The organism is Kocuria salina (assembly GCF_013368965.1).
GTDB lineage: Bacteria > Actinomycetota > Actinomycetes > Actinomycetales > Micrococcaceae > Kocuria > Kocuria rosea.
On the sequence record NZ_SSSF01000002.1, the window covers coordinates 486,113 to 513,096 of the forward strand.

Below are 26,984 nucleotides of genomic sequence, written 5' to 3' on the forward strand. Positions count from 1 at the left end.
TGCGCCCCGGCCACCCCGTGCTCGCACAGGTCGTCCGTGCCCGCGTCCGGGCCCCTCGACGCCCGCCCGCCGATCTCTTCCCCGACCCCCGGAGGCGCCTGATGACCGCTGTGCTCCTGCTCCACGCAGTGGTGGCCGCGGTCGCGCCCCTGCTGTTCGCACGGATGGGACGCAGCGCCTTCTACCTCCTGGCGGCGGTCCCGTTCGCCGGCTTCCTGTGGCTGCTGGGCTCCGGCCCGCGGGTCTACGGCCCGGAGGGCGGCTGGACCGAGGGCGGCGAGTGGATCCCGTCCCTGCGCCTGGACCTGGTGCTGCGCATGGACGCCCTCTCGTGGACGATGTCCCTGCTCGTGCTCGGCGTGGGCTCCCTGGTGCTGTTCTACTGCGCCCGCTACTTCAAGTCCGGCGCGAGCGGCATCGGCGGCTTCGGCGCGCAGCTGCTCGCCTTCGCGGGCGCCATGTTCGGCCTGGTGACCGCCGACGACATGCTGGTGCTGTTCGTCTTCTGGGAGATCACCACCGTCCTGTCGTTCCTGCTCATCAGCTACAGCCGGACCCGCCTGTCCGCCCGGCGCGCGGCGCTGCAGGCCCTCGTGCTCACCACCGCCGGCGGCCTGGCCATGCTGGTCGGCATCGTGATGCTGGGCCAGGCCGCGGGCACCTACCGGATCTCCGAGGTGCTCGCGGCGGCCCCCGAGCTGGCGCAGCGCGGGACCGTGGTGGACGTGGCGATCCTCCTGCTCCTCGTCGGCGCCGTGACGAAGTCCGCGCTGATCCCGCTGCACTTCTGGCTGCCGGCCGCGATGGCCGCGCCCACCCCGGTGTCCGCGTACCTGCACGCCGCCGCGATGGTCAAGGCCGGCATCTACCTGGTGGCCCGCTTCGCCCCGGGCTTCGCCGAGACGGCGCTGTGGCAGCCGACCATCGCGGTGCTGGGGCTGGGCACCATGCTCTTCGGCGGCTGGGCGGCCCTGAAGCAGTACGACCTGAAGCTGATCCTCGCCTACGGCACCGTCAGCCAGCTCGGCTTCCTCATGGTCATCGTGGGCCGCGGCTCCGCGGACACGGCGCAGGCGGGCATGGCCATGCTCCTCGCGCACGGGCTGTTCAAGGCCACGCTGTTCCTCGTGGTCGGGATCATCGACCACCGGGCGGGCACCCGGGACATCCGCCGCCTATCGGGGCTCGCCGGCCGCGTGCCCGTCCTGTTCGCCGTCTCGCTCGTGGCCGCGGCGTCCATGGCCGGGCTGCCCCCGCTGGCCGGCTTCGTGGCCAAGGAGGCCGTGCTGACCGCCTTCGCCCACGACGTCGAGGGCACGGCGGGGACCGTGGTGCTCGCCGGGCTCGTGGTCGGCTCCGTGCTGACCTTCGCCTACAGCGCCCGGTTCGTGTGGGGCGGGTTCGCCCACAAGTCCGCCGAGTTCTCCGAGCTCGACGCCGGGGTCGGCGGCAGGGCCGTGGTCAGCGACATGCATCGGGTCGAGCCCGCGTTCCTCGCCGCGCCGCTCGTGCTCTCCGTCCTCACGGTGGTCCTCGGCCTCTGGCCCCAGCCGGTCGACGCGATGCTGCAGCCCTACGTCGACCAGTTCCCGGCCGTGGAGCACGACTTCTACCTGGCCCTGTGGCACGGGTTCACCCCGGCCCTCGGGCTCTCCGCCCTCATCGTCGCGGGCGGGATCCTGCTCCACCGCTTCCGGAGCCAGGTCGCGGACCTCCAGCGGGCCCTGCCGTCCCTGCCCCCGGGGGAGCTCCTCTACCGGCGGGTCGTCAACGTGCTGGACTTGGCCGCCGTGTGGATCACCGGCCGCACCCAGCGCGGTTCGCTCATGTTCTACCTCTCGGTCATCCTGATCACGGCGATCGTCGTGCCGCTGGTGGCGCTGATCGCGGAGGAGACCCCGCCCCTGGGGGCGCTGCGGGTCTCCGACGGCCCCGGGCAGCTGATCGCCGGCGTGGCCATGGTCGTCGCGGCCCTGCTGGTGCCCCTGGCCCGCAAGCGCTTCCTCGCGGTGCTGCTCGTGTCGGTCACGGGCTACGGGCTGGCCCTCATCTTCGCCCTGCAGGGCGCACCGGACCTCGCCCTGACGCAGACGCTCGTCGAGACCATCCTGCTCGTGGCGTTCGTGCTCGCCCTGCGCTCGCTGCCCGCCCCCCTGTGGCACCGCAACCCGGCCGGGCGCCGGCTGCTGCGCGGCACCATCGCGGTCACCTTCGGGCTGTTCATGATGGCGCTCGCGGCCTTCAGCATCTCCTCCCGCACGGCCGACCCGATCTCCCTGGAGCTGCCCCGCATGGCCTACGAGCTCGGCGACGGCCAGAACGTCGTCAACGTGATCCTCGTGGACATCCGCGCGTGGGACACGTTCGGGGAGATCTCCGTGCTCGTGCTCGCCGCCACCGGGGTGGCCTCCCTGATCTTCGTCACGGGTCGCGGGGACCGCATCGTCCGCTCCGGGGACGATCCCACCACCGACCAGCTGCGGGTGATCCGGCGGCGCAACGCCGCGGCCGTCTCGCCCGGCGGCGAGCCCCTGGAGGTGGGGCTGGCTCGCCGCGACGACGACCTCGAGGACCCCTACCTGCTCGCCGGGCGGACGATGGCCCCCGAGCGGCGCTCGATCGTCTTCGAGGTCGTCACCCGGCTGCTGTTCCACACGTTCATGATGGTCTCCCTCTACCTGCTGATCGCCGGGCACAACGACCCCGGCGGAGGGTTCGCGGGCGGTCTCATGGCCGGCCTCGCCCTGACCGTGCGCTACCTCGCGGGCGGGCGCTACGAGCTGGAGCTGGCCACGCCGATCAACGCGGGCACGATGCTCGGGACGGGCCTGGCGCTCGCCGCGCTCTACGCCGTCACCCCGGTGTTCTTCGGCGGGTCGGTGATGCAGAGCTACACCTTCGAGGCCGAGCTGCCACTCTTCGGGGCGGAGAAGTTCGTGACCGCCCTGATCTTCGACATCGCGGTCTATCTCATCGTGGTGGGGCTCATCCTGGACATCCTGCGCTCGCTCGGCGGCCGGATCGACCAGCGGATCGAGGAGGACGCGGTCCGCCGGCGGCGGCGCACCCCTGGACGCGGCACGCGCATCCGCGTCACGCGGCAGCGGAAGGTGTCCGCCGGCGCCCCCGCGGGAGCGACCGCGGCGGCCTCCGCGACATCGCCGACCGCGATCGCCCGGATCCGCACCGACGGAGGGAACGAGCACCGATGACCGTGAACCTGACCCTGCTGGTCGTGATGGGCGTGCTCTACGCCGTGGGCGTGTACCTGCTGCTCGAGCGCTCGCTCACCCGCGTGCTGCTCGGGCTGATGCTGCTGACCAACGGCACGAACCTGCTGATCCTGCACGCCGGCGGGGCCGCCGGCTCCGCGCCCCTGTACGAGGGGTCGATCGCCGCGGAGGACTACAGCGACCCGCTGCCCCAGGCCCTCATCCTCACCGCCATCGTGATCTCCCTCGCCGTCACCGCGTTCCTGCTGGGCATGATCTACCGGTCCTGGGTCCTCGGGCGCCGGGACGAGATCCAGGACGACGTCGAGGACCGGCGCGTGGCGCGGCAGTCCTCCTACGACATGGAGGACGACGCCGACGTCCCCGCCGACACCACGGAGTTCGACGACGCCCCGCGGCCCCAGGACCCCGGTGAGTCCCTGGAGACCCCGGGTGTGCGCGGCGTCGACGAGTGGGGAGGGAGGCGGTGACCGTCGACTTCGCCCAGCTGGCCCCCCTGGCCGTCATCATCCCGTTCCTCGGGGCGGCCCTGAGCCTCCTGCTCCTGCGGCGCAACGCCCTCCAGCGGACCGTGGCCATCGGCTCGCTCGTGCTCACCCTCGCGGTCGAGGCGCTCATCCTCGGGACCACGTGGAACCTCGGCCCGCAGGCCGTCCACCTCGGCGGCTGGGAGGCGCCCTGGGGCATCGTCATGGTCGTGGACCAGCTCTCGTCCCTGATGCTCGTGGTCTCCACGGTCGTCTCCCTCGCCGTGCTCGTCTACGCGAGCGGGCAGGGCGTGGCCGACGGCGACGAGGAGGGGCCGATCTCGATCTTCCACCCCTCATTCCTGATCCTCGTGGCGGGGGTCTCCAACGCCTTCCTCGCCGGGGACCTGTTCAACCTCTACGTGGGGTTCGAGATCCTGCTGACCGCGTCCTACGTGCTCATGACGATGGGCGGGACCGTGCAGCGGATCCGCACCGGCGTGACCTACGTGGTGGTCTCGGTGATCTCCTCCGTGCTGTTCCTGATCACCATCGCGATGATCTACGCGGCCACGGGCACCATCAACATGGCCGATCTCTCGGTCAAGCTCGAGGGCCTGCCGGTGGGGACGCAGATGCAGCTGCACCTGATGCTGCTCATCGCGTTCGGCATCAAGGCCGCGGTCTTCCCGCTGTCCTTCTGGCTCCCGGACTCCTATCCGACCGCCTCCGCGCCCGTGACCGCCGTGTTCGCCGGCCTGCTGACCAAGGTGGGCGTGTACTCGATCATCCGCACCGAGACCGTGCTCTTCCCCGGGGAGCGGCTCGACGACCTCCTGATGTGGGTCGCGCTGCTCACCATGGTGGTCGGCATCCTGGGCGCGCTCGCGCAGATCGACATCAAGCGCATGCTGTCCTTCACCCTGATCAGCCACATCGGGTACATGATCTTCGGGGTGGCCGTGGGCACCCAGGAGGCGCTCTCCGCCACGGTCTACTACGTGGCCCACCACATCGTGATCCAGACGAGCCTGTTCCTCGTGGCCGGGCTGATCGAGCGCCGCGGGGGGTCCACCAACGTGGACCGGCTGGCCGGGATGGCCAGGATCTCGCCGCTGCTCGCGCTGCTCTACCTCGTGCCCGCGCTCAATCTCGGCGGGATCCCGCCGTTCTCCGGCTTCCTGGGCAAGACCGGTCTGCTGCAGGCCGGCGTGGACCAGGGCGACGGGCTGGCCTACGCCCTCGTCGCCGGCTCCGTGGCGGTGTCCCTCCTGACCCTGCTCGCCCTGATCCGGGTGTGGAACCGCGTGTTCCTGCGCGCCCCGGAGGACGCGGAGTACCCGGACCCCATCCTGCTGGCCCCGGTGCCCGCCGGCTCCCGGTTCCTGCTGACCTCGGGTGCCGTCGACGACCAGGCGGGCCGCTTCGCGGGCAAGGGCGACGTGCGCCTGATGTCCCCCTCGATGCTGGGCGGGGCCTCGGCCCTCGTCGCCGCGGGGGTGGCCCTGACCGTGTTCGCCGGGCCGCTGTTCCAGCTCGCGGACAACGCCGCGGAGAACCTCGTCCGCCCCGAGCGCTACGTCGAGGCCGTGCTGGACCCCGCGTCCGCGCCGCGGCCCGTCGTGGAGGAGGCCCCGTGACCCGCCCCAAGAATTCCCTGCTCGTCGAGCTGCCGCTGCTGGTGTGGCTCGTGGTGGTGTGGGGCGCCCTCTGGGGCGACTTCGGCCCCGGCAACCTGCTGGTCGGACTGGTCCTGGCCCTGCTCGTCACCTGGGTGCTCTACCTGCCGCCCGTCCAGCTGTCCGGCCGGTTCAACCCGTTCCAGTTCGCCCTCTTCGCCGTGACGTTCGTGTGGCAGGTCGCCAAGGCGAGCTTCGAGGTGATGCTCATTGCGATCCTCGTGGGCCCGCGCGCGCGCAACGCCGTGGTCGGCGTCCAGCTGCGCACGCGCTCCGACCTGCTCCTGACGGCCACCGGCCACACCATGACCCTGATCCCGGGCTCGCTCGTGGTGGAGGTGGACCGGGCCTCCGGCACGCTGTACTTCCACGCGCTCAACGTCCGCAGCGCTCAGGAGGCCGAGGACTTCCGCCGGTCCGCCCTCCGGGTGGAGGCGGCCTGGATCCGGATCATGGGCACCCCGGAGGAGCTCGCCGCCCTGCGGGCCGAGCGGGGCGGCGGACGGGCCTCCGGCACGGACCGGCCGGACAGCGCCGCGCTCAGCTCGCCGATCACCGCGAGCCTGCAGATCGTGGGCCGCCGCCGGGACGAGGTGCCCACCGGGTCCCCGGCGGACGCCCCGGGATCCACCCCCACCGACACCCACGAGGAGGACCACCCGTGATGCAGATCGCCGTGGCCGTCGCGGCCGTGCTGCTCAGCGCGGCCGCCGCGGGCACCCTCTACCGCCTCGCCAAGGGCCCCTCCCTGCTGGACCGCGTGGTGGCCACGGACGTGCTGCTGGCCATCGTCGCGGCCGCCCTCGCCGTGGACATGGCCTACCACGGCCACCTCAACAACCTGATCCTCATGGTGATCGTCTCGCTGGTCGGGTTCATCGGCTCCGTGACGGTGGCGCGCTTCGCCACCCAGACCGCCGAGCACGGGCGGTGAGCGCCGTGCTGGACACTGTCCTGGACGCCGCCGCGGCCGTGTGCCTCGTGGTCGGCGCGCTCATGTCCCTCGCCGCAGGGATCGGCCTGGTCCGCTTCCCGGACCTCCTGACGCGCATGCACGCCGGCACCAAGCCCCAGGTCTTCGGGCTGCTCCTCATGCTCACGGCAGTCGCCCTCGAGAACCGCGAACCCGTCATGATCCCGCTCATCGCCCTCGGCTGGATCTTCCAGCTGCTCACCGTGCCCGTCTCGGCGCACATGGTGGGACGCTCGACGTACCGCACCAAGCACCTGAACCGGACCACGCTGACCCAGGACGACCTGCAGAAGGTCCTCAACCGCGCCGCGGAGGGCGGGGCGGAGGGCTCCGCGGAGGGCGTCGCCGCGGGACCGCCGGTGCCGAGCCCGGACGGCCGGCGGGCGGACGGACAGCAGACTGACGGATCGCCGGGGACGCGTTAGGCTGGGCAGGATCGACAGGGCGCACCCGCGTCCCCCTCGGACGACAAGGAGCAGCACTCCATGAACACCAAGGTCCTCGAACTCGTGGGCACCGGCCTCTCGCTCGGCGGCGTGGCGCTCTCGCACAAGGTGCTCGGCGCGGCGTGGACGCGCATCACCGGCGACGCGCCCCCCGCCAAGAACCCGGACCCGGACGAGGCCTGGACGGGCATCATCATCTGGTCGCTCGTCACCGGTCTCGTGGGCACCGTCATCAAGGTCGGCATCTCCCGCCAGATCGCGAAGATGGAGAACAGGCCGCGGACGAACCCCAAGGCCTCGAGCCAGGCCGAGGTCTGAGGCCCGGCGAGCACCTCGCTCAGGGGCCCGTCCGGCCGGACACCGCACCGGTGTCCGGCCGGACGGGCCCCTGCGTCGTTCACCGGCCGTGCGCCGGCAGTGCACGGGGCGGGCGGGGGAGGGGTACACTCGGTGCCACTGAACGACAGGGGAGCGCCCCGCCGGTGAGACCGGCGCGGCGCTGAGAGTGCGGATCGCCGCAGACCCTCGAACCTGCTCCGGTTAGCACCGGCGAAGGGAGTCGAGCATCTCAGGGGTGCTTCCCCGGGAACGCGCCACCGGCGCGGCCCGCGGAACCCCGTCCCCTCCTGGCACCGACGGCTCGCTGAGCCCAGGAGGAATCCACCGTGAACACCACCACCCACCGCCCCGCCCGCCGCCCCGGCACGTCCCGCGCGTCGTCCTGGCGCGTCGTCGACATCGTCGTGGCCGCCGTCCTCGCCGCCGTGTGCGCGGTCGTCTTCTGGGCGTGGTCGAACCTGCTCTACCCCGTGGTCGGCACGGCCGCGGTCGCCTACCCGCCCGCCGTGGGGCTGATCGCCGGCGGCTGGCTCGTGGCCGGCGTGCTCGGCGGGCTGATCATCCGCAAGCCCGGCGCCGCGCTGTTCTGCGAGCTGCTCGCCGCCGTGATCGAGAGCTTCCTGGGCACCCACTTCGGCCTGCTGGTCGTGCTCTCCGGTCTCGTCCAGGGCATCGGCGCGGAACTGGCCTTCGCCGCCTTCCGGTACCGCCGGTTCGACGCCCTCGCGGCGGCCGTGGCGGGCGCCGTGAGCGGGATCTTCCTCGGCGTCCACGAGAACATCGTCTACAACTACGAGTGGGCGCTGAGCCACCAGGTGGTCTACGTGGTCCTGGCGGCCGTCTCCGGGGCGGTGCTCGCGGGCCTGCTGATGCAGGCCGTGGTGCGGGCCCTCGCGGCCACCGGCGTGCTGCAGGGCCTCGCGTCGGGGCGGGCCGTGCGGCGATGACGGCTTTCACGACCCAGGGCCCCGTGGTGCCCGCCGGCCGCGGGGCGCGGGTCGAGGCCCGCGGCTTCGGCTGGCACCACCCCGGGCGGGACGCGGCGGCGCTGCGCGGCCTCGACCTCGTGGTGGAGCCGGGGGAGCGCGTGCTCCTGCTGGGACCCAGCGGGGCGGGCAAGTCCACCCTCCTGCACGCCCTGGCGGGAGTCCTCCACGACGACGACGGGCAGTCCGCCTCCGGCGAGCTGCTGCTCGACGGCATGCCGCCGGAGCAGGCGCGCGGCCGCGCCGGTCTCGTGCAGCAGGACCCCGAGTCCCAGGTGGTGCTGTCCCGGATCGGGGACGACACCGCCTTCGGCCTCGAGAACCTCGCGGTGCCCCGGGAGCAGATCTGGCCGCGGGTGCGCGCGGCGCTCGAGGACGTGGGGCTGGACCTCCCCCTCGACCACTCCACCGCGGCCCTGTCCGGCGGGCAGAAGCAGCGTCTGGCGCTCGCGGGCGCCGTGGCCATGAGCCCCGGGCTGCTGCTGCTCGACGAGCCGACCGCCAATTTGGACCCCGCCGGCGTGCGGCAGGTCCGCGACGCGGTGGTGTCCTGCCTCGACCGCAGCGGCGCCACGCTCGTGGTCGTGGAGCACCGTGTCGCCGTGTGGGCCGAGGTCGTGGACCGCGTCGTCGTGCTCGGCCGGGACGGGAGCATCACCCACGACGGCGCGCCGGGCCGGGTGCTCGGCGCCGCGGCCGACGAGCTCAGCGGCGCGGGGGTGTGGGTGCCCGGCCGGGTGCCTGCCACGCGTGCGCCCGCTCGCCCCGCCGCGGGTCCCGGTGCAGGCTCCGGTGCCGGTTCCGCCGGGGGTCCCGCCGGAACCCGGGCCGCCGGCTCCGGGGCGGACGGCGCACCGCTGCTGAGCGCCACCGGTCTGGGCGTCTCGCGCAGCCAGCCGTCGGCGCGGCAGCTGCGCGCCCGGCGGCGGGCGCGGCGGCGCGGCCGCCCGCTGGACGACGCCGCCGCGGGCCGGGACCTCCCCACGGCGGTGGCCGGCGTGGAGCTGACCCTGCGCCGCGGCCGCGCGCTCGCGCTGACCGGGCCCAACGGCGCCGGCAAGTCCACGCTCGCGCTGACGCTGGCGGGTCTGCTCGCCCCCGTGCGCGGCACCGTGCGGGCCCACCCGGTCCTCGACCGAGGCGCGGGCCCCGACCCGCTCGAGTGGAGCGGCCGGGAGCTCGTGGCCCGCGTGGGGACGGTCTTCCAGGAGCCCGAGCACCAGTTCCTGCGCGCCACCGTGCGGGCCGAGCTCGAACTGGGCCCCCGGCTGGCCGGCACGCCGGTGGCCGAGCGGGAGCGCCGCACGGACGAACTGCTCCGCCGGCTGCGGCTCTCGCACCTGGCCGACGCCAACCCGTTCACCCTCTCCGGGGGCGAGAAGCGGCGGCTGTCCGTGGCCACGGTGCTCGCCACGGACCCGGATCTGCTGGTGCTCGACGAGCCGACGTTCGGTCAGGACGCCCTGACGTGGGCGGAGCTCGTGGACCTGCTCGTGGAGCTCGTCGACGCCGGCACGTCGGTCCTCGCCGTGACCCACGACGAGGACTTCGTGCGGGCGCTCGGCGCCGAGGTGCTGGCGCTGGGCACCCCGTGCGAGCGGGGCCGCGCCGCCCGCACGGCACCGGCGGCGGAAGGAGCGCCGGCCGTTCCTGCTGCGCGGTCCGCGGCCGCGGCCGGGAGTGCCCCGGCGGCGCCGGGCGCCGGCGCGGTGCGGGTCGTCCCCGTCCGGCGGGAGCCCGTCCGGTGAGCGCCGCCGCGATCGCGCCGTCGGCCCGGACCTCGCTGCTGGGGCGCACGAACGCGGTGGTCAAGCTGGCCGGGGCGCTACTGCTGACCGTGGTGCTGCTGCTCAGCGCGGACCCCGTGACGTCGGGGACCGTGCTGCTGGGCGAGGTGCTGCTGCTGGCGCTGGCCGGTCAGCGCCCGCTCGCGCTGCTGCGCCGGGCGTGGCCGGTGGTCGTGGCGGCACTCGTGAGCGGGTGGGGCACGGCCCTGCTCGCCGAGGACTCCGGGCCGGTGCTGCTCGACCTGGGGGTCACCGGGATCTCGTCCGGCTCGGTGGCCGCAGGGGCGGCGATCGCCCTGCGCGGGCTGGCGCTGGCGCTGCCCGGGCTGATGCTGGTGCTCACCACGGATCCCACGGACCTCGCCGACGGCCTCGCCCAGACGCTGCGCCTGCCGGCCCGCTTCGTGCTCGCGTCCCTGGCCGCGCTGCGGCTGGTGGGGGTGATGGTCTCCGAGTGGGCCACCCTGGCGATGGCGCGGCGGGCGCGCGGGGCGGGGTCCGGGCACGGTCCGGTGGGCGCGCTGCGGGAGTTCGGCGGTCAGGCCTTCACGCTGCTGGTGCAGTCCCTGCGACGGGCCACCCGGCTCTCGGTCACCATGGAGGCCCGCGGCTTCGGGGCGGGTCCGCGCACGTGGGCCCGCGTCCCGGGGTACTCCTGGCGGGACGCGGCGGTCCTCACGGGCTGCGCTGCGGCCGCCGCGGCGGGCCCGGCGGTGTCCGTCCTGCTCGGGACGCACCGGTTCATCTGGGCCTGAGCGAAGGATCAGGCCTGCTGGACCCAGCTCGTGACGAGCCTCGTCAGGTCCGGGTCCACCGGCAGCGGCTGGTGGTCGAGCCGGCGCACCGGCACCGCGAGCCGGACGCTGGAGACCAGCCACACGGCGTCGGCCTCCATGAGGTCCGCCGGGTACAGGGGCCCGTAGCCGAGCTCCCAGCCGTCCCGGCGGGCGGCGGCGAAGATCTTGGCCTGCGTGGTGCCCGGCAGGATCCCGTGCGAGGGCTCCGGCGTCAGCAGGGTGCGGCGGCCGACGCGCACCCGGGCGCAGACCACGGAGGACGTCGCGCCCTCCAGGACCCTGCGCCCCTCCGTGGTGAAGACCGCCTCGTCCGCGCCGAGGGAGCGGGCGTGGCGCAGGGCGGCCATGTTGATCGCGTAGGAGAGCGTCTTGGCCCCCGGGAGCAGCCACGGGTACCCGGCGTCCTGGGCGGGGTCGTGGCCGCGCGGCAGCAGCACCGCGGTCACGCCGTCCCGGCGCTGCCGGAACGTCGTCTCCGGCACGGGGCTCACCACGATCCAGGACCACGGGCCGTCCGCCGGGGTGCCGCGGCTGATCACCACCTTGACGGCGTGCTCGGCCCCCAGACCGCCGTCCCCGCCGGGGGCGGCGTGGGCGAGCGCCAGCTCCACCGCCCCGCGCACGTCCCGCGCCGACGGCACGGGCAGCTGCGCCAGCCGCGCGGAGGCCGACAGCCGCTGGTGGTGGGCCTCGAACTTCTGCACGAGCCCGTCGACGGCGCGCATGGTCTCGAAGACGCCGTCCCCCCGGGTGAGCCCCTGGTCGTCGATCCGCACGAGCGGAACGGACGGATCGGCGAGGACGCCCTCCGGGTGGGCGGCGTCGAGGACGACGACGGTGCTGGTCACGGATCCTCCTGTCGGTGCGGCCGCGGGGCTCAGCAGACCGGGCCGGGGTGCAGGATGTCCACCTGTTCCCAGACGTGGTCCTCCGCCAGGTAGGCGTCCTCCTGGGCGGCCCAGCGGTCCCAGTGCTCGGCGTAGTAGGAGCCGTCACGGCTCAGCGCGCGGTCGTAGCGCAGGGCGGTGGGCAGCTCGACCCACACGGAGACGTCCAGCAGCTCCCGGGCCTCGGCGCTGCACGCGCCGACGCCCTCCAGGATCACGACCTCCGCCACACGGGTCAGCCGCGGGGTCCCCGGGGAGCCGGTGACCCAGTCCCAGGCGCTCCACTCGGCGTCCCGGCCCTGGTCGAGGGGTGTGAGGACCTCGTCCACGTAGGTGCGGCGGCCGGGGCCGAGCCCGTCCCAGCCCGGGTAGAGGTCCTCGAGGTGGAAGAGCGTCACGTCCCGCACCGGGCGCAGCACCGCGCCGAGCTGCTCGGCGAGGCTGGTCTTGCCGGCCCCCGAACGCCCGTCGATGCCGATGAGGTAGGGGCGGCGGGTGGGGGAGGGGAGCAGCCGCGCCAGGTTGGTGCCGGCGGGGTGGGCCGCGGCGAGCGCCGGATCCAGCTCGAGCTCGATGTCGATCACGCGCGCCCGGCGTCCTGCGCGGATCCCCGGTCGGCGCCGAGCTCCCGGGCGACGGCGCGGACCACGCCCGGCACGGCGGCGTCGATCATGCCCCAGGTGGACTCGAAGTCCTCGGGGCCCCCGTACCAGGGGTCGTAGATCCCCAGGTCGCCGTGCTCGAGGCCCTCGACGGCGGGGTCGAACTCCCGCAGCAGCCGCACCTTGGCGGCGGCGGACCGGTCCGGTGCGAGCGCCCGCAGGCGCTGCCAGTGCACCACGTCCAGGGCGAGCACGAGGTCCCGGTCGCCGAAGCGGACGGGGTCGAAGACCTGGGCCGCGTGCGCGGAGGCGTCGAGTCCCTCGCGGCGCAGGAGGTCGCCGGCGCGGGGGTCCACGGGGTTGCCGAGCTCCTCGTCGCTGACGCCGGCCGAGTCGATCCGCACGCGCCCGGCCAGTCCTGCGGCCTCGAAGGCGCGGCGCAGGGCTAACTCCGCCATGGGCGAGCGGCAGATGTTGCCGGTGCACACGGCCACGATCGAATACATAGCGCGCAGTCTAAGCCGTCCGGTCCCGGCACGAGAAGTGCGGCCGCCGCCCGAGGGGGCGACGGCCGCACGGCGCGGGTCCGGTCAGGACCGGCGGACGGTCGGGTCGAGCGGTCGCTGCTCGTCCGGGTCCAGTCGTTCCTGACCGGCGTCCGGGCGCTCCGGCTCCTGGTCGGCCTGCTGGCCGGAGCTCGAACCGGTCTCCGCGGCGAGGTCGATCTCCTCGCCGTTCTCGTCGACCCGCCGGTACCAGTCGGTGACGGCCGGGTCGTGGGAGTCGAAGGTCTCGCCGGCGGCACGGGCGCCGGGGGCGTGCTCCACCTGCAGGGCGAAGTCGTCGCCGTGCTCCTCGATGCCGTGGATCACGGCCTTGCGCACCGCCGTGAGGGCGAACGCGTGGCGGATCGTGGCGGGGTCGCTGCGCAGGTCCTTGTAGAAGGCGACCATGAGGAAGGCGACGATCACCGCGAACGGCAGGGCCGAGACGGTCACGAGGTTCTGCATCCCGGTCAGGGCGTCGTCGCCGCCCACGAGCATCATGACCGTTGCGATGCCGCCGAGGCACAGGCCCCAGAACACGACGATCGGCCGGTTCGGCTCGGGCTGGCCCCGCTGGGACAGCGTGCCCATGACGATGGACGCGGAGTCCGCGCTGGTCACGAAGAAGATGCCGATGACGACCATGGCGAGCACCGACGTGATCGCGCCGAAGGGCAGGGCGTCGAGCATGCCGAACAGCGCGGCCTCCTGGCCGCCCGCGGCGGCCAGGTCGGTCCCGGTGCGCTGCAGATACATGGACGTGCCGCCGATGACCACGAACCAGAGCACGCACATGGAGGAGGGGACCACGAGCACCACGGTCACGAACTGGCGCAGCGTGCGGCCGCGGGAGATCTTGGCGATGAACATCCCGACGAACGGGGACCAGGACAGCCACCAGGCCCAGTAGAAGACGGTCCAGCCGCCGGCGAAGGCGGTGGCGTCCTCGCCCCAGCCGCCGGTCTGCCCGGTCATCCAGAGGTACTCCTGCAGGTAGGTGCTGAACACGGCGGGGACCAGGTCCAGGATCAGGACGGTGGGCCCGGCCACGAACACGAACAGGGCGAGCAGGAACGCCAGCAGCAGGTTCGTATTGGAGAGGTAGCGGATGCCGCGGGCCACGCCGGAGACCGCGGAGACCACGAAGGCGGCGGTGAGGACGGCGATGATCGCGATGAGCCCGCCGTTGCCGAGCGGTCCCCAGCCCGCGACGATCTCGAGGCCCCGGGAGATCTGCAGCGCGCCGATCCCGAGCGAGGCAGCGGTGCCGAAGAGGGTCGCGAAGATGGCGAACACGTCGATGAGCCGGCCCAGGCCGCCCTCGGCGCGCCGCTGGCCGATCAGCGGCACGAAGATCCGGCTGATGAGCGGGGAGCGTCCGCGCCGGTAGGCGCCGTACGCGACGGCCGCGCCGACCACGGCGTACATGGCCCAGGGGTTGAGACCCCAGTGGAAGGCGGTCTGGACGAGGGCGTAGACGGTCATCTCCTCGGAGCCGGGCTCCGCCCCGAATCCGGGGACGCCCGCGCCGAAGTGGCTCAGCGGCTCGGAGGCGCCGTAGAACATCAGGCCGATGCCCATGCCGGCGGCGAAGAGCATGGCGAGCCACGAGAAGAAGGAGTACTCGGGCTTCTCGTCGTCCATGCCCAGGGGGATCCGCCCGGTCCGGGTGAAGCCGACCACGAGCATGAACAGCACGGCGGCCGTGGACAGGGCGGTGAAGAACCACCCGGTGTTGCCGGTCACCCAGCCCAGGGCCGCGGTGGAGGCGGCCGTCAGGGACTCGGTGGAGAGCACGCCCCAGGCGATGAACCCCACGATCAGCGCGGCGGTGACGGTGAAGACCACCTTGTCCGTGCCGTAGTGCAGCTTCTGGTCCTCGACGGCGATGCCGGGGACGAGGGCGGGGTGGATGCCGTGCGGGTAGTTGATCTCGCGCAGCACCTCCCGCGGCTTCGGCCGGCGGGAGCCGTCGGCCTCACTGGACGGATGCGGCGAATGGGGTGGCGTGGTGCTCACGGTGGCTCCTGAGGTGTCGGGGTGCGTGCGGTGTCGTGTCGGTGCGTGCGGTGACGTGCGGGGCGGACCCGGGGGTGTGGCGGTGGCCCGCGGGAACGGGCTCAAACACTCCACGGTATCCGACGTCCTGCCCCGCCGGGAGGGAGTGCGCGGCGTCTCACATCCCCGGCACCCCGGGTTGAGTCGATGTGGCTCAACTTAAGTTGACATCAGCGGCTCACGTGGCAGACTTGAGCCAGGAAAACTCAAGAACTGAGACCTCCGGGACCCCAACGGGGCCGGTACGGCCCGCCCGGTTCAGCTCGACCCGAAGGAGAACACGTCCATGTCTCGTGCAGTAGGAATCGACCTCGGCACCACCAACTCCGTGGTGTCCGTGCTGGAGGGCGGCGAGCCCACCGTCATCGCCAACGCCGAGGGCAACCGGACCACGCCGTCCGTCGTCGCCTTCTCCAAGGACGGCGAGACCCTGGTGGGCGACATCGCCAAGCGCCAGGCCGTCACCAACGTGGACCGCACGATCGCCTCGGTGAAGCGCCACATGGGCACCGGGTGGTCCACCGACATCGACGGCAAGAAGTACACGCCGCAGGAGATCTCGGCGCGCATCCTGATGAAGCTCAAGACCGACGCCGAGTCCTACCTCGGCGACAAGGTCACCGACGCCGTGATCACCGTCCCGGCGTACTTCAACGACGCCGAGCGCCAGGCCACCAAGGAGGCCGGTGAGATCGCCGGCATGAACGTGCTGCGCATCGTCAACGAGCCCACCGCCGCGGCGCTCGCCTACGGCCTGGAGAAGGGCAAGGAGGACGAGCTCATCCTGGTCTTCGACCTCGGTGGAGGCACCTTCGACGTCTCCCTGCTGGAGGTCGGCAAGGACGAGGACGACTTCTCCACCATCCAGGTCCGCTCGACCGCCGGCGACAACCGCCTCGGCGGCGACGACTGGGACCAGCGCGTGGTCGACTGGCTGCTGGCGCAGGTGAAGTCGAAGACCGGCGCGGACCTGTCCAAGGACAAGATCGCCCTGCAGCGCCTGAAGGAGACCGCGGAGCAGGCCAAGAAGGAACTGTCCTCCGCGACCAGCACCAGCATCTCCCTGCAGTACCTGTCCGTGACCCCCGAGGGCCCGGTGCACCTGGACGAGCGCCTCACCCGCGCCAAGTTCGAGGAGCTCACCCGGGACTTGCTCGAGCGCACCGAGAAGCCGTTCAAGGACGTCATCGCCGAGGCCGGGATCTCCGTGTCCGACATCGACCACGTGGTCCTCGTCGGCGGCTCGACCCGCATGCCCGCGGTCGCCGAGACCGTCCAGCGCCTGGCCGGCAAGGAGCCGAACAAGGGCGTGAACCCGGACGAGGTCGTGGCCGTCGGCGCCGCGATCCAGGCCGGCGTGCTCAAGGGCGACCGCAAGGACGTCCTGCTGATCGACGTCACGCCGCTGTCGCTGGGCATCGAGACCAAGGGCGGGGTGATGACCAAGCTCATCGAGCGCAACACGGCCATCCCCACCAAGCGGTCCGAGACCTTCACCACGGCGGAGGACAACCAGCCGTCCGTGTCCATCCAGGTCTTCCAGGGCGAGCGCCAGTTCACCCGGGACAACAAGAACCTGGGCACGTTCGAGCTGACCGGCATCGCCCCGGCCCCGCGCGGCATGCCGCAGATCGAGGTCACCTTCGACATCGACGCCAACGGCATCGTGCACGTCTCCGCGAAGGACAAGGGCACCGGCACCGAGCAGTCGATGACCATCACGGGCGGGTCCTCCCTCTCCAAGGAGGACATCGACCGCATGGTCAAGGACGCCGAGGCCAACGCCGAGGCGGACCGGGTGCGCCGCGAGGCGGCCGACCTGCGCAACAACGCGGAGCAGCAGGCGTACTCCGTCGACAAGCTCCTGAAGGACAACGACGAGAAGCTGCCCGCGGACGTCAAGTCCGAGGTGCAGGCGGACGTCGACGCCCTGAAGAAGGCGCTCGAGGGCGAGGACGAGGACGCCGTGAAGTCGGCCTACGACAAGCTGCAGCAGTCCCAGACCAAGCTCGGCGAGGCCCTCTACGCGCAGTCGCAGACCGAGGGCGCCGAGGGCGCCCCGGGTGCGGGCGCCACCGGTGCCACCGGTGACGAGGACATCGTCGACGCCGAGGTCGTCGACGACGAGGACGAGAAGAAGTGAGCATGCCCGACCCCACGCCAGGACCCGACGAGAACGCGGACGACCACGGCGCCGGGAGCGTTCCCGGCGACCCCGCCGCGCACCCCCGTGAGCAGTCCGCACAGGACTCCGGCGCCGGCCCCCGCGAGGAGGCCGGGCCGGAGGGCCTGACGGTGGACGACATCCTCTCGACGCCCCAGTCGACGGAGGCGGAGTCCGGGGACGCCGCACCGGCGCCGGCCGCCGCGGAGGAGTCCCCGGCGGCCGCCCTCGCCGAGGAGCGGCTCGAGGAGCTGCGCCGGCTGCAGGCCGAGTTCGTGAACTTCAAGCACCGCACGGCGCGCGAGAAGGAGCAGCTGCGGACCTTCGTGACGGGCGACCTCCTGCAGACGCTGCTGCCGGTGTTCGACGACATCGACGCGGCCCGGCAGGCGGGCGACCTCACCGACGGCCCGTTCGCGGCGATCGCGAACAAGCTCGAGGAGACCCTCGTGCGGCACGGGCTGGTGCGCCTCGGGGAGGTCGGGGAGAAATTCGACCCCAACGTCCACGAGGCGGTGCTGCAGCAGCCCACGAGCGAGGTCGAGCCGGACCAGGTCTCGATGGTGCTGCGCTCCGGCTTCCGGATCGGCGAGCGCGTGGTGCGGCCGGCCCAGGTCGCCGTCGCGGTCGCCGAGTGAGGCCGGACCCGGCCTGATCCCGGCGACGTCAGGGGAGGCCCGTCCCTCGGGCCTCCCCTGACCCGTCCACCCGTCCCCGGCGCCGCGGCGCCGGGGACGACCCCCGGACCACCACCGGGTCCCGCTCCGCAGGACCCCGACCGGCCCCACAGAAAGGAGGCGTCATGGCCAGCCAGGACTGGATCGACAAGGACTTCTACAGCATTCTCGGCGTCTCCAAGGACGCGTCCGCCGCCGACGTCAAGAAGGCCTACCGCAAGCTCGCCCGCCAGTACCACCCGGACCAGAACCCGGGGGACGCGGAGGCCGAGCAGCGGTTCAAGGACATCACCGAGGCGAACTCCGTGCTCTCCGACCCCGAGGAGCGCAAGCAGTACGACGCGATCCGCGCGATGGGCTCCGGGGCGCGCTTCACCGCCGGCGGCCCCGGCGGCGCCGGGGGCTCGGCCAACTTCGAGGACCTCTTCGGCGACATCTTCGGCGGAGGCGGCGGAGGACGCCGCCGCCGCACGACCTACTCCACCGGCGGCGCGGGCGGCCCCGGCGGCCCGGGCGGGTTCGAGGACCTGTTCGCCCAGTTCGGCGGTCAGACCGGGTACGGGGCGCCGGGCGGCTACGGCGGCTACCAGGCCCCGCCGGCGCGCGGGGAGGACATCCGGACGGAGACGACTATCCCGTTCCGCTCCTCGGTGCACGGCACCACGGTCAAGCTGCGCCGGGGCAACGGCCAGGAGACCACGGTGCGGATCCCGCGCGGCGTGCGCGACGGGCAGAAGCTCAAGCTCGCCGGCAAGGGCCACTCGGGTGCCGGCGGCGCCGGCGACCTCTACGTCACCGTCCACGTGACCCCGCACCCCTTCTTCCGGCGCGTCGAGGGCACGGACGACGTCGAGGTCACCGTGCCGATCACGTTCCCCGAGGCGGCCCTGGGCGCCACCATCGAGGTGCCCGTGCTGGACGGCGGCACCGTGCGCGTGAAGGTCCCGGCGGGCACGTCCTCGGGCCGGCGCTTCCGCGTCAAGGGGCGCGGGTTCGGCACGGCCAAGGGCACGGGCAACCTGATCGTGACGGTCGAGGTGCACGTGCCGGCCGAGCTGGACGAGCAGGCGCAGGCCGCCGTCCGGGCGTTCGCCGAGGCGACCGCGGACGAGGACCCCCGGGCCCGCCTGGCCGAGAAGGCACGGGTGTGAGATGGCACTGGACGCCGACCAGCCGCTGTTCGTGATCTCCGTGGCCGCGGAGATCGCGGAGATGCACCCGCAGACGCTGCGCCAGTACGACCGGCTCGGCCTCGTCAGGCCGTCCCGGGCCCCCGGCCGCGCCCGCCGCTACTCGCAGCGCGACATCGAGAAGCTGCAGCAGATCCAGGTGCTGTCCCAGCAGGGCGTGTCCCTCGAGGGCATCCGGCGCATCCTCCAGCTGGAGAACCAGGTCGCGGCCCTGCGGTCGCGGGTGGCGGAGCTGTCCCGGGAGCTCGAGGACGCCCGGGACCGGGCCGAGGAGTCCTCGCGGATCTTCGCCGCCGGCGTCGGCGGGGACGTGGTGCGCATGGCCCGCGGCGCCCGCCCCCGGGCCCGCAAGATCTCGCAGGCCGTGGTGCTGTACCGGCCCCCGCGCCAGCAGGAGCGCTGAGCCGCACCGGCGCCCGGGCCGGGCGGTCAGCGCAGGTGCTTCTCGAAGCCCACGTCGTACACGCCGCCCGGATAGACCCGGGCGGTCCCGGGCAGCAGGACGTACCCGCTGCTGCGGTACAGGGCGGACGCCTCGGGCTGGCGGCTGCCCGTGGTGAGGTGGATGCGACGGTAGCCCGCCGCGGCGGCGAGCCGCTCGAGCTCGGCCAGGACCCGCCGCGAGATCCCGCGCCGGCGGTGCGCCGGGGCGGTCCACACCCGTTTGAGCTCGGCCGTGGCGTCGTCGTGCCGGCGGAACGCGCCGCCGCCCACCGTCGTGCCGCCCTCGAGGAGGAGCAGGAGCGCTCCGGCGGGGGCGGTGAAGTCGTCGACGGGGTGCTCGGCCATCTCCTCCGCCCCGATCTCGGGACCGTAGCGCTCCACGTACTCGTGGTGCAGGCCCTCGAGCAGCGGCTGCGTGCGGGGATCGCCCGGGGGCACGACGACGAAGCCGTCCCGCTCCGGGCCGGGCAGTGCGGGCACGCCGTTGCGCTCCGCGCCGGGGACGGCGCTCACGCCGTCCGGCGGTAGACGAGGTCGCGGGGGACGCGGCCCGCCTCCTGCGCCTTGCGCTCGAAGCTCGTGAGGACCCGTCCCTCCCAGCGCGGGGCCCATCCGGTGTCCGGGTGCTCGTCGTCGGCGAGCGGGCCCGGGTGGACGTTCTCGAACTGCGGGGACGCGTCGAGGACCTCGCGCATCACCAGGGCGTACTCCTGCCAGTCCGTGGCGAGCCGCCACAGCCCGCCCGGGACGAGCACCCGGGCGGCGAGCTCGGCGAACGCGGGGGAGACCAGGCGCCGCTTGTGGTGGCGGGTCTTGTGCCAGGGGTCCGGGAAGAACACCCACAGCTCGTCGACCGAGGCCGGGGCGAGCATGTGCTCCAGGACCTCGGGCGCGTTGGCCTGCGCCACGCGGACGTTGTCCACCCCGGCCTGGGCCGCCTTGAGCAGCAGATCCGCGATCCCGGGCTTGTACACCTCGACGGCGAGGTAGTTCCGCGCCGGGTCCTGGGCGGCGGCGTGCACGACCGCCTCGCCGAGCCCGGAGCCGACCTCCACGACCAGCGGCGCCTCGCGCCCGAAGGCCGCGGCCGCGTCGAACTCGTGGTCGGGGTGGACGGAGGTGTCCGTGCGCACGCGCGGGACGTCGAGCACCCGGGTGGGCGCCCAGTCGTCCCAGGCCTTCTGGCGGCGGGCGGTGAGGCGGTCGCCGCGGCGCACGAAGGAGTACGGCCGGCGGTGGAACGCCTCGGGGACGGGGTCCTGTGCGGGGCCCTCGGCGGGGGAAGGGGTGTGCTCGCTCATCGCCCTACATCCTAGGGGATGGGCGGACGGCGGGCGCGTCGGCGCCGGGAACGGGCGGCTCGGACCAGCGCCGGCGGGGCGCCTCCCACGCCGCGAACCGGGCGAGCAGCTCGTCGGCGTCCTGGGCGACCACGGCTGCGTCCCGGTACTCGGGGCGCACGAGACCGGCCGCGGACATCGAGGCCACCGCGTCCAGCAGGGGCCTCCAGTAGCCGGCCACGTCGAGGAAGCCGACCGGCTTGGCGTGCACCCCCACCTGCAGCCAGGTCCACGCCTCGAAGATCTCCTCGAGGGTGCCCAGGCCGCCCGGCAGGGCGACGAACCCGTCGGCGAGGGCGGCCATCTCCGCCTTGCGCTCGTGCATCGTCCGGACGATGCGCAGCTCGGTCAGCCCCGTGTGGGCCGTCTCGTCGTCGACGAGCGACTGCGGCATGACCCCGACCACCTCGCCCCCGGCGGCCAGGGCGGCGTCGGCGACGACGCCCATCAGCCCCACGTGGCCGCCGCCGTAGACGACGCCCACGCCGCGGCGGGCGAGGGTGGTGGCGAAGGCCCGGGCGGCCTCGGGGAACAGGGGGTCGGAGCCGAGGGATGCCCCGGTGTACACGGCGAGTCTCATGAGGACATTGTCGCTGTCGCAGTCGCAGTCCCTCGTCCCCGCCCCTCGTCCTCGTCCCGCATGTCTCTCCCTCGTCCTTCGCCACGTCGCGGCGTCGATAGCATGAGGCGCGCCCCGCGCCCGCCCTGCCGACCCGTGCCGAAGGACCTCCCGTGAGCTCATCGCCGCCCGACGACCCCGTGCGCTCCCGCCTGCGCCTCTCCGGCGGCAAGGACCGGGTGGTGCTGGTGGCGGCGCTGGGGATCCTCAGCGCGGTGAGCCCGATGGCCACGGACATGTACCTGGCCTCGATGCCTGCCATGGCCGGGCACTTCGGGGCGTCGGCCTCCGCGGTGCAGCTGACGCTGACCACGTACATGGTCGGCATGGCCGTGGGGCAGTTCCTGCTCGGGCCCGTGTCCGACGTGCTGGGCCGGCACCGGCTCATGGTGGCCGGCAACGCGCTGTTCCTGCTCAGCTCCGTCGCCGTGGTCCTGGCCCCGACCATCGGGACGGTGCTGGTCCTGCGCGCGGTGCAGGGACTCGCCGGGGCGGCCGGCGTCGTGATCGCCCGCGCGGTGGTCTCGGACATCGCCTCCGGCCGCGGGGCCGCGAAGCTGTTCTCGGTCCTCGCGACCATCACCTCCCTCGCCCCGGTGGTGGCCCCGCTCCTGGGCGGGGTGATCGCCACGGTGGCCCCGTGGCAGACCGTGTTCTGGGTGCTCGCGGCGTTCGGGCTGCTGATGCTGGCGTGCTCCGTGCTCGTGGTCCCCGAGACCCTGCCCCCGCACCGGCGCCACCGCGGCGGGGTCGGCGCCGTCGTCACCGGGTCCTGGCGGGTGCTGCGCACCCCGTCCTTCATGGCCTACGCCCTCGCCTTCGGACTCGCGTTCGGCGCCCTGTTCTCCTACATCTCCGCCTCCTCCTTCGTGCTGCAGAACGTGCTCGGCTACTCGGCGCTCGGCTACTCCGTGGTGTTCGCCGTCAACGCGGGCGGCTCCATCCTGGGCGCGGTCGTCAACACCCGCCTCGTCGACCGGGTCGAGCCCGGCACGATCCTCCGCACCGCGATCGTGGTCATGGCCGCCGTCAACGTGGTGGGCCTGGGCCTGGTGCTGGCCGGGATCACCGGGTGGACCACCCTGGCGCACCTCTTCGTGAGCCAGACCTGCATCGGCTTCGTCATGGGCAACGCCGTGGCCCTCGCCCAGGGCCGGGTCCCGGGCCGGGCCGGGGCCGGGTCGGCGGTGCTCGGACTGGTCCAGTTCCTCCTGGGCGGGCTCGTGAGCCCGCTGACCGGCCTGGCTGGTCAGCACACCGCCGTCCCGATGGCCGTGTCCATGGCGGTGTGCTCGCTGCTCGCCGCGGGAGCCGTGCTGCTCGCGCGCCGCCTCTCGCGGCGGGCGCCGGAGGGCCCCGCCGCCCCGTCCGGCCCGTAACCGGGCGGAAACGGGCAGGAGCCACACTGTGGCCGATCCATCGGTCCCTGACCGGGGGAGCAGCGGACCTGTGATTAGATGCCTTCTGCCGAGACCGAGGTCACAGTCCCGTTCCGGCCCGATTCCTGATCCACCCGGCACCCACGGGAGAACACATGCTCCAAACCATCGAGACTGCCCTCGGCGAGCTGGGCGGCATCATCTGGGGGCCCTACGTCCTCATCCCCCTGCTGCTGCTCACCGGTCTGTACCTGACCGTGCGGCTGGGCGGGCTGCAGTTCCACAAGCTGGGCTCCGCGCTGCGACTGGCCCTGTTCGACCGCAAGGACGCGGACGCCCGCGGCGGCGACGTCTCCCAGTTCCAGGCGCTGACCACGGCGCTCGCGGCCACCGTGGGCACCGGCAACATCGTGGGCGTGGCCACCGCGATCTCGATCGGCGGGCCCGGCGCCCTGTTCTGGATGTGGGTCACCGGCCTGCTCGGCATGGCCTCCAAGTACTCCGAGGCGTTCCTGGCCGTGCGGTTCCGCACCACGGATGCCAAGGGTGAGATCTCCGGCGGCCCGCAGTACTACCTGGAGCGCGGCATCCGCAACGGGTTCGGCAAGTTCCTGGCGATCTTCTTCGCCGTCGCCGCCGCGCTGGCCGCGTTCGGCATCGGCAACATGACCCAGGGCAACTCCATCGCCTCCAACCTGGAGAGCTCGTTCAGCGTCCCCACCTGGATCACCGGTGTGGTGCTCGCCGTGCTGACGCTCGCCGTGCTCGTGGGCGGGATCAAGTCCATCGGGAAGGTCACGGCGGGCTTCGTCCCCGTCATGATCCTCTTCTACGTCCTGGGCGCCCTGTTCATCCTCGTCGTCAACGTCGCGGCCATCCCGCAGGCGGTCGTCCTGATCTTCACCGACGCCTTCTCCGGCACGGCGGCCGTCGGCGGGTTCGCCGGATCGGCGATCATGCTGGCCGTGCAGATGGGCGTGGCCCGCGGCATCTTCTCCAACGAGTCCGGCATGGGATCGGCCGCGATCGCAGCGGCCGCGGCCCAGACCACCCACCCGGTCCGCCAGGGGCTGGTCTCCATGACCCAGACCTTCATCGACACCATCATCGTGGTGACCTGCACGGGACTCGTGCTCATCACCACCGGGGTCTGGGAGCAGGGGGCGGACTTCGCCGCGACCATGACCGGCGACGCCTTCAGCCAGGGCCTGCCCGGGCAGTGGGGCCACTACGTGGTCACCATCGGGCTCGTGATGTTCGCCTACTCGACGATCCTCGGGTGGGCCTACTACGGCGAGCGGTGCATGGAGCGGCTCTTCGGCCGGCCGGCCGTGATGCCCTACCGGGTCGTGTTCTCCCTGGTCGTGTTCGTGGGCTGCACCGTGCCGCTGGCGGTGGTGTGGAACTTCGCCGACGTGATGAACGGCCTCATGGCCCTGCCCAACCTCCTCGGGCTGCTGCTCCTCTCCGGGCTGGTCGTCCGCGAGACCAGGCACTACCTGGACCACGACCCCAAGCTGCGGGCGGACCGCCGCCAGGTCGACGCGTTCATGGAGGGCCATCCCGGAGCGATCGACTCGTACGAGCGCACCGGCGTCTGACGGCTGTCGGCGCACGAGGGCCCGGCCTCCTGACGGGGACCGGGCCCTCGGTCTAGCCTGAGGGGCATGAGCGAACTCCCCGAGCCCCGCCTGTTCTCCTGCGCGGACGCCACCGGCGCCGTCCACGACCAGGGCGCGCACGTGATCGACTGGATCCCCACGGGCCACGCCCCGGTGCTGTGGCTGTCCCCGAGCACCGCGCTCGAGACGGGCAAGCCCGTGCGCGGGGGTGTCCCGATCTGCTTCCCCTGGTTCGCGGACGGGGCGGAGGGCGGGCGCGAGCCCAAGCACGGCTTCGCCCGCACGCTCCCGTGGCACGTCGAGTCGCGCGAGTCCTCGGACCACGAGGCGATGATCGTCTACCGGCTCTCGGACGCGGACGTCACCGATCCCGCGCACCAGGAGCAGTTCCCGTACCAGTTCGAGGCCTACTGCGTGGTGCGCTTCGGCACCGAGCTGTCCCTCGAGCTGAGCGTCACCAACACCGGTGAGCGCCCGTTCGACTTCGAGGAGGCCCTGCACGCCTATCTGGTGGTGGGGGACGTGCGGAAGATCCGGGTCGAGGGGCTGGACGGCGCGTCCTACCGCGACAAGGTCCTGGACCGGGAGGACTGCGTCCAGGAGGGGGACCTCCGGTTCGACGGCGAGACCGACCGGGTGTACCGCTCGACCGGCGACGTCGCCGTGGTGGACCCCGTGCTGGGGCGGGTGCTGCGGATCCGGAAGAAGAACTCCGGCACCACCGTGGTGTGGAACCCCGGGGCGGAGACGGCGGCGGCGATGCCCGACGTGGGGCCGGACGGATGGACGGACTTCGTGTGCGTGGAGGGCGCCAACACCCACGCCGACGCCGTGCACCTCGAGCCCGAGGAGACCCACAGCATGGGCTACCGCCTGTCGGTGGAGACCACGGCGGAGGACCCGGGCCGCCCACCCGCCTGATCCTCGGGACCGTCCGGCGCTCGGCACAGCGCTGTCGGAGGGCCGGTCCGCGCCCGTGTCCCGCGGCAGCACCGACCGGGAGGCCGCACGCCCAGCGCCACCCGCACCGTGCGTGCGCTCGGTCGGGCGGTCAGAAGGGGGGAGGGTCTGCGTCCTCGGGCACGGAGCTGCCCCGCTCCCCGACATCCGGGACCGGTCCGCCCGATGTGGCACCGCCCGACGTGGCACCGACCGATGTGGCACCGGCCGAGGGGTCCGGCACGGTCCGGTAGGTCCGTCCGGCCGGTGAGGTCCACTCGAGCACTCCGCCGGCGGGCGCCGGCCCCGGCTGCCGCACCGACCAGCGGCCGAGGGCACCGCGGCGGTGCTTGACGAGGTGGTGGTGGCGGCACAGGTGGGCCAGGTTGTCCGCAGCCGTCCGGCCGCCGTCCTGCCACGCCACCGTGTGGTCGAGGTCGCAGCGCTCGGCCCGCCGCCGGCACCCCGGAAAACGACAGGTCCCGTCGCGCAGCCGCAGCCGGCGGCGCAGATCAGCGGGCACCGCGTAGGTGGTGCGGTCGTGGTCGAGGACGGCTCCGGTGACGGGATGGGTCAGCACGCGATGCCACGAGGAGGCACCGGCGGCCAGCTCCCGGGCGACGTCCGCGCTGATCGGGCCGTGACCCTCGAGCACCGGGGCGTCCGCGGGCACGCCGGTGGCCGGGCCGCCGGGGCGGCACCCCAGCAGCGTGAGCACGGGGACCGTCACGCAGACCCGGCCGCGCACACCGCGCGGGAACCCGGGGTCGTCGGGGAGCTCCCCCTCCAGCAGGAGATCGGTGAGGACGTCCGCCCGCAGCTGCGCGTCCGTCCGGGCAGTCCTGGCACCCGGCGCGAACCCGTCCGGGCCATCCTCCTCCGGACCGAACTGCACTGGACCGCACTGCACCGGACCGAACTGCACTGGACCGAACTGCGCCGGGCCGCACCGGTCCGGCTCTCGCTCCGTCCCCGCGCGGGCGGTCTCCTCCACGGGCTCCAGTAGCGACGCGAGCGTGTCGAGCCGGTCCTGGACCGCGAGCGCCGTGGGTGCGTCCAGCAGGGCGTGCAGCCACGCCATGCCGTCCTCATCGTGCTCGACCCACACGTGGCGTCCGGCCCGGGCCGCCCGGTGCCTCGCCTCCTGCGTCCCGGCCAGCAGCGCCGCGCGCCGGCGCCGGGCCCACGCGCGCAGCTGCGCCACCGTGCAGTGCGGAGCCCGCTCCACCAGTTCGGCGGCGAGCCGCTGCACGACGGCGGACGGTGCCTCCTGGCCCGCCGGGACGTCCTCGACCAGCTCGCGCCACTGGTCGGCGATCACCGAGGCGTGCCGGGCGCTGAAGAGGCCCGCCTCCAGCGCCTCGAGGACCTCGGGCAGGTGCAGCCCGAGCACGAGGGCCTCGCGGACGCGCCCGAGGGCCGTGCCCGCGGGCAGGCGCAGCGCCGGGCCGATCTCGTCGGCGAGATCACGCACCATCTGGTCCTCGGTCTCGAGGAGGGAGCAGACGAGCTCATCGGCCTCGTAGGGCATCAGCCCTGCCGTGGAGACCCAGTCGATCTCGTGGTCCTCCCAGGCCAGCAGCCACAGCCGGACGATGCAGCGCAGCTGGCGCCCCGCCTCCCGCGCCTGTGCGGCCGCCGAGTCCACGAGCTCCCCGACGACCGCCCGCACCTCGGCCCGGACGCCGGCGTCCAGCACCCGCTCCCCGGCGGGAGCGGCTCGGTGCGGACCCGGAGCAGGACGGGCCCGGCGGTGCGCCGTCGTCGTCATGGGCGCGTTCTCCCGGGCGCCTCGGACGTTCTAGGACTTC

Annotated in this window: 25 protein-coding genes and 1 riboswitch; of the genes, 17 read left to right on the forward strand and 8 right to left on the reverse strand. The window is 73.4% G+C overall.

The window, feature by feature from the left end:
- Nucleotides 1-101: 101 nt before the first annotated feature.
- From E7Z53_RS06390 to E7Z53_RS06435, 10 genes are all read left to right on the forward strand, one after another.
- Complete coding sequence (locus E7Z53_RS06390) at nucleotides 102-3,212, forward strand: Na+/H+ antiporter subunit A (RefSeq protein WP_109268221.1); 3,111 nt, start codon at nucleotides 102-104, stop codon at nucleotides 3,210-3,212.
- Nucleotides 3,209-3,703 (forward strand): Na(+)/H(+) antiporter subunit C, encoded by a 495-nt coding sequence (locus tag E7Z53_RS06395; protein WP_017832622.1) that lies wholly within the window; start codon nucleotides 3,209-3,211, stop codon nucleotides 3,701-3,703. The genes E7Z53_RS06390 and E7Z53_RS06395 overlap by 4 nt, the downstream gene beginning before the upstream one ends.
- On the forward strand, nucleotides 3,700-5,340 hold the full coding sequence (locus tag E7Z53_RS06400; protein ID WP_176337404.1) for a Na+/H+ antiporter subunit D: 1,641 nt from the start codon (nucleotides 3,700-3,702) through the stop codon (nucleotides 5,338-5,340). Before E7Z53_RS06395 ends, E7Z53_RS06400 begins: the two co-directional genes overlap by 4 nt.
- Nucleotides 5,337-6,044: a Na+/H+ antiporter subunit E gene (locus tag E7Z53_RS06405; protein WP_035928246.1), complete on the forward strand. Its 708-nt coding sequence runs from the start codon at nucleotides 5,337-5,339 to the stop codon at nucleotides 6,042-6,044. Before E7Z53_RS06400 ends, E7Z53_RS06405 begins: the two co-directional genes overlap by 4 nt.
- Nucleotides 6,044-6,313, forward strand: coding sequence for a monovalent cation/H+ antiporter complex subunit F (locus E7Z53_RS06410; protein ID WP_172604427.1), 270 nt, complete (start codon nucleotides 6,044-6,046; stop codon nucleotides 6,311-6,313). Before E7Z53_RS06405 ends, E7Z53_RS06410 begins: the two co-directional genes overlap by 1 nt.
- Complete coding sequence (gene mnhG / locus E7Z53_RS06415; RefSeq protein WP_017832615.1) at nucleotides 6,310-6,777, forward strand: monovalent cation/H(+) antiporter subunit G; 468 nt, start codon at nucleotides 6,310-6,312, stop codon at nucleotides 6,775-6,777. Before E7Z53_RS06410 ends, mnhG begins: the two co-directional genes overlap by 4 nt.
- Nucleotides 6,778-6,837: 60 nt before the next feature.
- Nucleotides 6,838-7,116, forward strand: coding sequence for a DUF4235 domain-containing protein (locus E7Z53_RS06420; protein WP_176337405.1), 279 nt, complete (start codon nucleotides 6,838-6,840; stop codon nucleotides 7,114-7,116).
- 137 nt (nucleotides 7,117-7,253) lie between these two features.
- A riboswitch (TPP riboswitch) is annotated at nucleotides 7,254-7,373 on the forward strand.
- A gap of 90 nt (nucleotides 7,374-7,463) precedes the next feature.
- A complete protein-coding gene (locus E7Z53_RS06425) occupies nucleotides 7,464-8,084 on the forward strand; it encodes an ECF transporter S component (protein WP_035928249.1) in 621 nt (206 codons plus the stop codon).
- On the forward strand, nucleotides 8,081-9,871 hold the full coding sequence (locus tag E7Z53_RS06430) for an ABC transporter ATP-binding protein (RefSeq protein ID WP_217905476.1): 1,791 nt from the start codon (nucleotides 8,081-8,083) through the stop codon (nucleotides 9,869-9,871). The genes E7Z53_RS06425 and E7Z53_RS06430 overlap by 4 nt, the downstream gene beginning before the upstream one ends.
- A complete protein-coding gene (locus E7Z53_RS06435) occupies nucleotides 9,868-10,665 on the forward strand; it encodes an energy-coupling factor transporter transmembrane component T family protein (RefSeq protein WP_017832611.1) in 798 nt (265 codons plus the stop codon). Before E7Z53_RS06430 ends, E7Z53_RS06435 begins: the two co-directional genes overlap by 4 nt.
- 8 nt (nucleotides 10,666-10,673) lie before the next feature.
- On the opposite strand, the gene E7Z53_RS06440 is transcribed toward E7Z53_RS06435, so the two are convergent.
- The 4 genes from E7Z53_RS06440 to E7Z53_RS06455 form a co-directional block, all read right to left on the reverse strand.
- Nucleotides 10,674-11,555, reverse strand: coding sequence for an aminotransferase class IV (locus tag E7Z53_RS06440; RefSeq protein WP_035928258.1), 882 nt, complete (start codon nucleotides 11,553-11,555; stop codon nucleotides 10,674-10,676).
- A gap of 29 nt (nucleotides 11,556-11,584) precedes the next feature.
- Nucleotides 11,585-12,178, reverse strand: coding sequence for a uridine kinase family protein (locus E7Z53_RS06445; RefSeq protein WP_035928261.1), 594 nt, complete (start codon nucleotides 12,176-12,178; stop codon nucleotides 11,585-11,587).
- On the reverse strand, nucleotides 12,175-12,702 hold the full coding sequence (locus E7Z53_RS06450) for a low molecular weight protein-tyrosine-phosphatase (RefSeq protein ID WP_035928265.1): 528 nt from the start codon (nucleotides 12,700-12,702) through the stop codon (nucleotides 12,175-12,177). Before E7Z53_RS06450 ends, E7Z53_RS06445 begins: the two co-directional genes overlap by 4 nt.
- Before the next feature lie 84 nt (nucleotides 12,703-12,786).
- On the reverse strand, nucleotides 12,787-14,760 hold the full coding sequence (locus tag E7Z53_RS06455; protein ID WP_241482885.1) for a BCCT family transporter: 1,974 nt from the start codon (nucleotides 14,758-14,760) through the stop codon (nucleotides 12,787-12,789).
- 325 nt (nucleotides 14,761-15,085) lie between these two features.
- On the opposite strand from E7Z53_RS06455, the gene dnaK reads away from it, so the two are divergent.
- From dnaK to E7Z53_RS06475, 4 genes are all read left to right on the forward strand, one after another.
- Complete coding sequence (gene dnaK / locus E7Z53_RS06460; RefSeq protein ID WP_031282565.1) at nucleotides 15,086-16,942, forward strand: molecular chaperone DnaK; 1,857 nt, start codon at nucleotides 15,086-15,088, stop codon at nucleotides 16,940-16,942.
- Nucleotides 16,939-17,601, forward strand: coding sequence for a nucleotide exchange factor GrpE (locus E7Z53_RS06465; protein WP_176337406.1), 663 nt, complete (start codon nucleotides 16,939-16,941; stop codon nucleotides 17,599-17,601). The genes dnaK and E7Z53_RS06465 overlap by 4 nt, the downstream gene beginning before the upstream one ends.
- 164 nt (nucleotides 17,602-17,765) lie before the next feature.
- A complete protein-coding gene (locus tag E7Z53_RS06470) occupies nucleotides 17,766-18,791 on the forward strand; it encodes a DnaJ C-terminal domain-containing protein (protein ID WP_109221681.1) in 1,026 nt (341 codons plus the stop codon).
- Nucleotide 18,792: 1 nt separating this feature from the next.
- Nucleotides 18,793-19,233: a heat shock protein transcriptional repressor HspR gene (locus E7Z53_RS06475; RefSeq protein ID WP_017832603.1), complete on the forward strand. Its 441-nt coding sequence runs from the start codon at nucleotides 18,793-18,795 to the stop codon at nucleotides 19,231-19,233.
- Between the two features lie 26 nt (nucleotides 19,234-19,259).
- On the opposite strand, the gene E7Z53_RS06480 is transcribed toward E7Z53_RS06475, so the two are convergent.
- From E7Z53_RS06480 to E7Z53_RS06490, 3 genes are read right to left on the reverse strand one after another with little or no spacing between them, the layout of a single operon-like run.
- Nucleotides 19,260-19,787, reverse strand: a complete 528-nt coding sequence (locus E7Z53_RS06480) for a GNAT family N-acetyltransferase (RefSeq protein WP_369597959.1) — start codon at nucleotides 19,785-19,787, stop codon at nucleotides 19,260-19,262.
- On the reverse strand, nucleotides 19,784-20,575 hold the full coding sequence (gene trmB, locus E7Z53_RS06485; protein WP_176337407.1) for a tRNA (guanosine(46)-N7)-methyltransferase TrmB: 792 nt from the start codon (nucleotides 20,573-20,575) through the stop codon (nucleotides 19,784-19,786). Before trmB ends, E7Z53_RS06480 begins: the two co-directional genes overlap by 4 nt.
- A 4-nt stretch (nucleotides 20,576-20,579) precedes the next feature.
- Nucleotides 20,580-21,194 carry a TIGR00730 family Rossman fold protein gene (locus E7Z53_RS06490; protein ID WP_109221893.1) on the reverse strand — a complete coding sequence of 205 codons (615 nt, stop codon included), beginning with the start codon at nucleotides 21,192-21,194 and terminating at the stop codon, nucleotides 20,580-20,582.
- A gap of 152 nt (nucleotides 21,195-21,346) precedes the next feature.
- Here E7Z53_RS06490 and E7Z53_RS06495 point away from each other — a divergent pair, with 152 nt between their 5' ends.
- The 3 genes from E7Z53_RS06495 to E7Z53_RS06505 all read left to right on the forward strand — a co-directional run bounded on the left by E7Z53_RS06495 (nucleotide 21,347) and on the right by E7Z53_RS06505 (nucleotide 25,155).
- A complete protein-coding gene (locus E7Z53_RS06495; RefSeq protein WP_229587879.1) occupies nucleotides 21,347-22,612 on the forward strand; it encodes a multidrug effflux MFS transporter in 1,266 nt (421 codons plus the stop codon).
- A gap of 155 nt (nucleotides 22,613-22,767) precedes the next feature.
- Nucleotides 22,768-24,213, forward strand: a complete 1,446-nt coding sequence (locus E7Z53_RS06500; RefSeq protein ID WP_017832598.1) for an alanine/glycine:cation symporter family protein — start codon at nucleotides 22,768-22,770, stop codon at nucleotides 24,211-24,213.
- Nucleotides 24,214-24,279: 66 nt separating this feature from the next.
- The gene (locus E7Z53_RS06505; RefSeq protein ID WP_176337408.1) at nucleotides 24,280-25,155 is read left to right on the forward strand and encodes a D-hexose-6-phosphate mutarotase; all 876 of its coding nucleotides are present in this window, start codon (nucleotides 24,280-24,282) and stop codon (nucleotides 25,153-25,155) included.
- A 130-nt stretch (nucleotides 25,156-25,285) separates the two neighbouring features.
- Here E7Z53_RS06505 and E7Z53_RS06510 read toward each other — a convergent pair whose 3' ends face one another.
- Complete coding sequence (locus tag E7Z53_RS06510) at nucleotides 25,286-26,944, reverse strand: HNH endonuclease signature motif containing protein (RefSeq protein ID WP_176337409.1); 1,659 nt, start codon at nucleotides 26,942-26,944, stop codon at nucleotides 25,286-25,288.
- Nucleotides 26,945-26,984: the final 40 nt, after the last annotated feature.

Bases quoted from the DNA above. Each gene is read 5' to 3' on its own strand.
- E7Z53_RS06390 (WP_109268221.1), top strand. From the start codon at position 102: ATGACCGCTGTGCTCCTGCTCCACGCAGTGGTGGCCGCGGTCGCGCCC.
- E7Z53_RS06395 (WP_017832622.1), top strand. From the start codon at position 3,209: ATGACCGTGAACCTGACCCTGCTGGTCGTGATGGGCGTGCTCTACGCC.
- E7Z53_RS06410 (WP_172604427.1), top strand. From the start codon at position 6,044: ATGCAGATCGCCGTGGCCGTCGCGGCCGTGCTGCTCAGCGCGGCCGCC.
- E7Z53_RS06420 (WP_176337405.1), top strand. From the start codon at position 6,838: ATGAACACCAAGGTCCTCGAACTCGTGGGCACCGGCCTCTCGCTCGGC.
- E7Z53_RS06430 (WP_217905476.1), top strand. From the start codon at position 8,081: ATGACGGCTTTCACGACCCAGGGCCCCGTGGTGCCCGCCGGCCGCGGG.
- E7Z53_RS06450 (WP_035928265.1), bottom strand. From the start codon at position 12,702: ATGTATTCGATCGTGGCCGTGTGCACCGGCAACATCTGCCGCTCGCCC.
- dnaK (WP_031282565.1), top strand. From the start codon at position 15,086: ATGTCTCGTGCAGTAGGAATCGACCTCGGCACCACCAACTCCGTGGTG.
- E7Z53_RS06470 (WP_109221681.1), top strand. From the start codon at position 17,766: ATGGCCAGCCAGGACTGGATCGACAAGGACTTCTACAGCATTCTCGGC.
- E7Z53_RS06475 (WP_017832603.1), top strand. From the start codon at position 18,793: ATGGCACTGGACGCCGACCAGCCGCTGTTCGTGATCTCCGTGGCCGCG.
- trmB (WP_176337407.1), bottom strand. From the start codon at position 20,575: ATGAGCGAGCACACCCCTTCCCCCGCCGAGGGCCCCGCACAGGACCCC.
- E7Z53_RS06490 (WP_109221893.1), bottom strand. From the start codon at position 21,194: ATGAGACTCGCCGTGTACACCGGGGCATCCCTCGGCTCCGACCCCCTG.
- E7Z53_RS06500 (WP_017832598.1), top strand. From the start codon at position 22,768: ATGCTCCAAACCATCGAGACTGCCCTCGGCGAGCTGGGCGGCATCATC.
- E7Z53_RS06505 (WP_176337408.1), top strand. From the start codon at position 24,280: ATGAGCGAACTCCCCGAGCCCCGCCTGTTCTCCTGCGCGGACGCCACC.
- E7Z53_RS06510 (WP_176337409.1), bottom strand. From the start codon at position 26,944: ATGACGACGACGGCGCACCGCCGGGCCCGTCCTGCTCCGGGTCCGCAC.